The sequence below is a fragment of the Thermostichus sp. OS-CIW-30 genome (assembly GCF_054060215.1).
Window position 1 is genome coordinate 63,434 of sequence record NZ_JBSSCZ010000020.1, and the last position, 6,204, is coordinate 69,637.

Annotated in this window: 5 protein-coding genes and 1 pseudogene; 4 read left to right on the forward strand and 2 right to left on the reverse strand. The window is 58.5% G+C overall.

Features of this window, described 5'->3' with window-relative positions; translation table 11 throughout:
• Positions 1 to 29 precede the first annotated feature (29 nt).
• From alr to pheA, 3 genes are all read left to right on the forward strand, one after another.
• Positions 30 to 1,304, forward strand: coding sequence for an alanine racemase (alr, locus tag ACVWZF_RS09785; RefSeq protein WP_011432300.1), 1,275 nt, complete (start codon positions 30 to 32; stop codon positions 1,302 to 1,304).
• A gap of 183 nt (positions 1,305 to 1,487) precedes the next feature.
• On the forward strand, positions 1,488 to 1,856 hold the full coding sequence (locus ACVWZF_RS09790; protein WP_011432299.1) for a late competence development ComFB family protein: 369 nt from the start codon (positions 1,488 to 1,490) through the stop codon (positions 1,854 to 1,856).
• Positions 1,857 to 1,869: 13 nt separating this feature from the next.
• Positions 1,870 to 2,856, forward strand: a complete 987-nt coding sequence (pheA, locus tag ACVWZF_RS09795; RefSeq protein WP_457402280.1) for a prephenate dehydratase — start codon at positions 1,870 to 1,872, stop codon at positions 2,854 to 2,856.
• Between the two features lie 256 nt (positions 2,857 to 3,112).
• Here the strand turns inward: pheA and ACVWZF_RS09800 are convergent, their stop codons facing one another.
• Positions 3,113 to 3,970 (reverse strand): sulfite exporter TauE/SafE family protein, encoded by an 858-nt coding sequence (locus tag ACVWZF_RS09800; protein ID WP_414390440.1) that lies wholly within the window; start codon positions 3,968 to 3,970, stop codon positions 3,113 to 3,115.
• 349 nt (positions 3,971 to 4,319) lie between these two features.
• Between ACVWZF_RS09800 and ACVWZF_RS09805 the strand changes: the two genes are divergently transcribed.
• Entirely contained in the window at positions 4,320 to 6,038 is a 1,719-nt protein-coding gene (locus ACVWZF_RS09805) for a transglutaminase domain-containing protein (protein ID WP_457411349.1), read from the forward strand.
• 31 nt (positions 6,039 to 6,069) lie between these two features.
• Here ACVWZF_RS09805 and ACVWZF_RS09810 read toward each other — a convergent pair.
• Positions 6,070 to 6,204, reverse strand: a pseudogene (locus ACVWZF_RS09810) (RNA-guided endonuclease TnpB family protein); the annotation flags it as partial.

The following is a 6,204-nucleotide window of genomic DNA, read 5'->3' on the forward strand; positions in this document are numbered from 1 at the left end:
GGACGGGTTTTGGGTGTGGGGGGTGAACGGTGAATCGAGAACCGGTCGCGCCGGCGGCGCAGGGCACTTTGAGAGCAGCTGCTCTGGGAGTGCAGGGCAATACTTGGAGAGAGGGATCCCAGAGGGCAAATCCCTCGGCGGAGCTGGATTGCGCGATTGACCTGGAGCTGTTGACCAGTCGGGCTTGGGTGGAAATTGACGCAGCCCAGCTGCGAGAAAACCTGCGGCTGTTGCAGAGGCGCCTAGGCTCAAACGTCGAGATCTGGGCGGTGGTGAAGGCCAATGCCTACGGGCATGGGGCGCAGTTGGTGGCTCCCGTGGCTGTTGCGGCTGGGGCCAAGGGGCTATGTGTGGCCACCCTGGCCGAAGGGATCGAGTTGCGGCAAACGGGGCTGCAGGCTCCGGTTCTGGTGTTGGGAGCTTTGAATACTTGGGCGGAGCTACAGCAGGCCATGGCAGCCCGGCTGGAGGTCAGCCTCACCTGCACAGACCAAATCCCGCTGATGCGCCAGGTAGCCCGTTGGGCCGGGCGACCCATCCCGGTGCATGTCAATGTGGATACGGGTATGACCCGTTTGGGGATCCCCTGGAAGGAAGCTGCAGCCGTGTGGGGGCAGATTTGTCGGATCCCGGAGCTGGAAGGCTGTAGCTTGTTTTCCCATCTGGCGACGGCGGACGAGCCCCATTCTCCGGTCATGGAACAGCAGCACGCCCGCTTTGCCCAGGTGGTGGAACAGATCCGTCAAGCCGGGGATCCCTTGCCGGCGCTGCATCTGGATAACTCAGCCGGTGCTTTAACCCATCTCCACTACTCCCGTGTGCGTTTGGGGTTGGTCCTCTATGGCCTGTCCCCTGCCCCTCACTTGCCGGTGCCAGGTCTGCAGCCAATTCTGCGGCTCAAGGCGCGGCTGTCCCACATCCAAACTGTGCCTGCTCAAACTGGCGTGAGCTATGGGCATCGCTACATCACCTCTCGCCCCAGTCGCATTGCCACTCTGGCCATCGGCTATGCGGATGGGATCCCACGGCGGCTTTCCGGCTGGCTGCGAGGATGGGTGCGCGGCGGCTTGATCCAACAGGTGGGCACAATCACGATGGATCAATGTATGTGGGATGTAACCGAGAGGCCGGATATCCAGGTGGGGGATGTGGTGGAGCTGCTGGGCCCCAATCTGGCAAATGCGGGTTTATCTGTGCAGGATTGGGCCGATCAGTTGGGTACTATTTCCTATGAGTTGCTGTGTGGACTTTCTGCCCGTCTGCCAAGAGTGTTGGTTAATTCTCTGGGTTTTGATGATGCCTGACACGACAGATTGGATTGCCTCAAGCACGGATAGGAGCGGGCCAGAGGCTGTTCGCGTCGGCAGCAGAGGGCTTGACTTGACGTGTCAACAGAGAGTAGAGCAGCATCGAAGGTAATCGAGGGCACTCCTGATCACTGAAAACAGTGACTTGGCGGCGGATTCGGTTCCCATTGGGAGGTAGCGATGGCGGAGCAACATAAGCCTCTGAAGAGCCTGGAAAATCAAATGGAACGGGCTGTTCTGGAGATGGTCAATGAAATCCTGCTGATGGAGAGTCAACAGCGCTACTGCTTCTGCGAGAAATTCTGTAACGATGCTGCCGCCCTGGCTTTGAACAACCTCCAGCCTCGATACGCCACCAGTTTTCACGGCTCTCTCCGAACTTTAGAAGCCATTCAAGCGGATCAGGAGTTGCAGAGGCTGATCCGGTTGGAGGTGGTGAAGGCCATGGACAAGGTGGCGGCCAATCCCCGTTGCCCAGAACCTGAATGTCCTTTGCTGCTGCGCGACGTCGAGGCGATAGAGTTAGAACTGGCCCCTAGCGACAATTGAAGGAATGGCTCTGATGGAGCTGCGCTCCGCTAGCGCGAACGTTTCCCCTTCGCCAGTGGCCTTCCTCGGCCCTGCTGGAACCTACACAGAGTTAGCAGCTCTGCTGGCCTGCCCTGAGCAGCCTCACCTGCACAGCCAGGGATCCCACCCCTTAGTGCCTTATCCAACGATCAGCGCCTGTCTAGAGGCGGTAGCTGCCGGCCAGCAACAATGGGCGGTGGTGCCGGTGGAAAACTCGGTGGAGGGGGGGGTCTCGATGACCTTAGACGCCCTCTGGCAACTGGAGGGGCTAGGGATTCGGCAGGCGCTGATCCTGCCCATTCGCCATGCCCTCATCGGACGTGCCTCGCGGTTGGAGCAAATTGAGCAGGTCTACTCCCACCCGCAAGCTTTGGCCCAATGTCAGGCTTGGCTGAGATCCCATCTGCCCCAGGCCACTTTGATCCCAACCCGCTCGACCACCGAAGAATTGGATCGCCTGCAGGAGCAGCCCAGCGCTGCCGTCATCGCCTCAGAACGAGCTGCCACCCTCTACCAACTGCCGGTCTTGGCCTGCCCGATCAACGATCACCCCGACAATTGCACTCGCTTTTGGGTTATTGGCCGTGCGCCGCTCTCGCGTTCCGGTCAACAGGGTGAAACCTCTGCCGATCCTGCTTCTCCGGGGGGATCCCATACTTCCTTAGCCTTCAGCCTCCCCCACAACGTGCCGGGAGCGCTGCTGAAACCTCTGCAAGTGTTTGCGGAGCGAGGCCTGAATATGTCTCGCATTGAGTCGCGCCCCACTAAAAAATCGGCAGGGACGTATGTCTTTTTTGTCGATTTGGAGAACCCTATCGGCCAACCCTATTTGGATGCCGAGGTGGTTGCGGCGCTGGAATCAATTGCTGAAACCTTGAAGCTCTTCGGCAGCTACCCTGTGCATGACCTCTGCAAACAAGGGGATCTATCCCAAGTAGCAAAAGCCCTGCCCTCTGAGGGGAAAGCGCGTCCAGCGTAGCCAAGTCTTTCAAACCGTTGAATCCATCTGAGTCATCAGGCCCGAAAGCTGGGAGCGACACCCGATAGAGTCATTTCAGGTTAGGGTGAGACGCCTGGGCTGCTGATCGCGCCAGCGGGACGGAGTCCTTGAAAAGCCTTCTGGATCAGTGCATGCAACATTTTGGGTTTGAGTTCAGTGTCCCAGTTTAAATCCAAATGACCGTAGCTTGGAACCAGGACTGCTGTCCCGAGCACTGGGGCAGACCAGGATCACTTCACAGGGCTCGGTAGCTTTGCCAAGCTTGCCAAAAAATGTAGAGAGAAAGGATGGTCAGAAAGCCCCGAAACAACAGACTGACGGTTTCATCGGGCAATTTGGGCAGGGTGCGTGTGCTAATCTGTACACCGATTAACCCCCCTGTGCCCAAGATTAAACCTGGGATCCAGAGCACATTTTGGTGGATGGTGCCGTCCCCGAACCCCAGGCCATTCCAGATCCAATCGCTGAGGCCCGCATGGCTGGCAGTGGCAGCAACTGCTGTGATCACAATGGCCCCCAGACTGGTCTGAATCGCCACTTTGATTGTCTCTTTCAGCAGCAGGATCTGCATTGGCACCAGGATCACCCCACCGCCGATGCCAAACAGCCCGGCCAACAAACCGGCAGTGCCGCCGGTCAGGGCGCGGGCTAACCAGGGAGACATCTGCCCTGAGGACTCCGTTCCGCTGAGGTGCTCGGCACCGCTGACGTCAGCCCCCAATTCTTGGGCCTGGATAACCACCTTTTTGTTGAGTTGCACCAGGTAAGTGTTGGCCAGCAGCAACACTCCAAACGCTGCCAACAGCAGATAGCTGGGAAGGCGACTGGCGATAATTGCTCCTACTTGAGCCGTAAGCAACGCTGGGATCCCCAGCAGGATCACCCGTTTCAAATCAAGCATGCCCATCCGCCAGTTTTGGATGCTGCCCGCAATCGAGGTCATAACAATGGAAAGATTGCTGGTGGCTGCAGCTTGAACCGGTGGGATCCCCAAGCTGACCTGTAAGGGCACCAGGATCACGCCACCGCCAATGCCCAGCACCCCGGCCAGGATCCCTGCCACCAGGCCGCCAATTGCCAAGGCCAACTCCATCCCCTACCACTCCCCACCGCTGCTCTATCTTGCTGGCCAAAAAGCCGCCATCATCGTAACATTCTCCAGTCCTGGCAAGACTAGCAGGGATACATCGGTCGAGAAGCCTTGGGTGTGGGGTTGAAAAGAGGCGCATCATAATAATGTTGGACAGTAAATAGTAAATATTGGACAGTCGTACCGCCTTGGTGCAGATCGCGCCAGCATGTCAACTTCATCCATAGGCAAGGAAGCCTTCATGGTTGCCATCCATCCGGCAAATGATCTGGGTGCTCTGAAAAATCTAGGTTCCACGGCAAGAGGATCCCAGCCTGCTTGGTGGCCTCCATCTGGGCGGCAACAGGGAACTGTGGCCCCTCTGCAACCTCTGGGGCTGGTTGCTTTGGAAGGTTTGGCCACCTGGGGAGATCGCCTGTTGGGCTTGGATCGGGTGAGGGGCTATTTGGTGGAAATTCAAGAGCACAACACCCTGCTGCTCAATCCCCATCATGTCCATTCTTTCCAAGGCGCTTACGGTTTGTGGGTAGAGTCAGAAGGGGATCAAGCGTGGATTTGGCTCAGTCGGGAGCAAGAGGGGCAAATCTTGCGCATTCCCATGTCCGCTCTGCAGCAACCGGGATCCCTGGAAGCCTTTCCAGTGTGTAGCTGCCCCTGCCCCATCGAAGGGATCGCCCTCTGGATCGATCCCCACACGGGAAACCGCTACCTCTATGCCACCTGCTACAAACGGGGAAAAATCCTGCAACTGGATCCCAGCCGTGGTCTCATCGTGCAGGAGATGCCTGCCCCTGGGGTTGGCCGAGAACACATTGCGGTGCAGGGAGACTACCTCTGGGTGAGTGATCGGGTGGAAGAGACGATCTATGTACTGGAGCGCCAGACCGGGCGAGAATTGGCCCGCATCCTCACCCCTTCTCCTGGGCCGACAGGCTTGGCCTACTGGCGGGGGCAACTCTGGGTAGCCTACGCCCACGAAGAAGCCTATATCCACGACAACCCCAACGCTCCAGATCCCTTGTCGGTGGCCCTGCGCGATAAAACCTGGGTGGCCCCCCTACGCCTGCGGCCTTTGGATCCCCCTAGCTCCCCCGACCCCTCTGGCGGCAGTGGAACCGAGGCCGAGGATTCCCCCATTGCCTGTCCGGTAGTTTTTCAGCCCCAGTGTCTGGGGGAACGCGCCACCTACACCCTCTCCCACGGCTATCGGGTGGAGCTGACCTATGTGGAAGAAATTGCCCAAGAAGAGCCGCGCTTCCTGCCCGATTTGGTCTGGCGAATTGCCTTGCCCTGCAACAGCCTTCGCCAACGGGTGCGCAGCCTGCACTGGGTAGGTCTGCCGTTTGAAGTGGAAGAGCAATCTGGCCAACAGGTGGCGGTGTTTTCGCTGGGATCCCTGGGGGCCCATGAGGTGCGCTTGTTTGGCTGGCGGGCGGTGCTGGATCTCTACAGTATCAAGTACTGCATCGATCCACTGGATGTAGAGGCTGCCGTTTTGCCCAGGGAGCTGCGGGATCGCTACTTGGCGGACGATGACTACCTGGCCATGGACACCTCGATTGTCCGAGAGGCAGCGCGGCTGGCCGTTGGCAGCGAGACCAACTTGCTGCGCAAAATGCTCAATATCCGGGCCTATGTTTACGACAAGCTCTCCTACCGGGTCACCTCTCGCATCGATCCGCCGGATGAGGTTTTGCGGCGTGGCTCCGGTTCTTGTGGTGAATATGTGGGGGTGCTGTTGGCTTTGGCCCGCCTCAATGGGATCCCTTGCCGCACGGTGGGGCGCTACAAATGTCCTCCCCATCCAGAACTGAAAGGGATCCCGCTGTTTCCCCAGTACAACCACGTGTGGATTGAGTTTTATCTGCCCGGCTGGGGTTGGGTGCCGATGGAGTCGAACCCCGACGATCGGGGGGAGCGCCCCTATTCGCAGCGCTACTTCATGGGCTTGCCCTGGACCCATGCCGAGATCGCCAAAGGGATCCCTTTCGAGACGATCAACACCGACCAAGCCTCAATTGGGGAGCTGGCCATTAACCATGTGCAGTTTCGCATCTTAGAAGAAATTTGAAAGGCGAATAGAGTGAGAAAACGGGCGTAAACTACCCGACCCTGACTGCTTCGCAGTACAAGGCGGGCTTTCGGTAGCCCTGCAGTTGGCAAGCCAACCACGAACCTCTAGGCTGGTTTACAGCAGCCCCCAAAAGCGCAATCACATTCGCACCATTCAAATCCGC

Excerpts from the sequence above, each read along its gene's own strand:
- ACVWZF_RS09790 (WP_011432299.1), top strand. The coding sequence starts at position 1,488 with ATGGCGGAGCAACATAAGCCTCTGAAGAGCCTGGAAAATCAAATGGAA.
- pheA (WP_457402280.1), top strand. The coding sequence starts at position 1,870 with ATGGAGCTGCGCTCCGCTAGCGCGAACGTTTCCCCTTCGCCAGTGGCC.
- ACVWZF_RS09800 (WP_414390440.1), bottom strand. The coding sequence starts at position 3,970 with ATGGAGTTGGCCTTGGCAATTGGCGGCCTGGTGGCAGGGATCCTGGCC.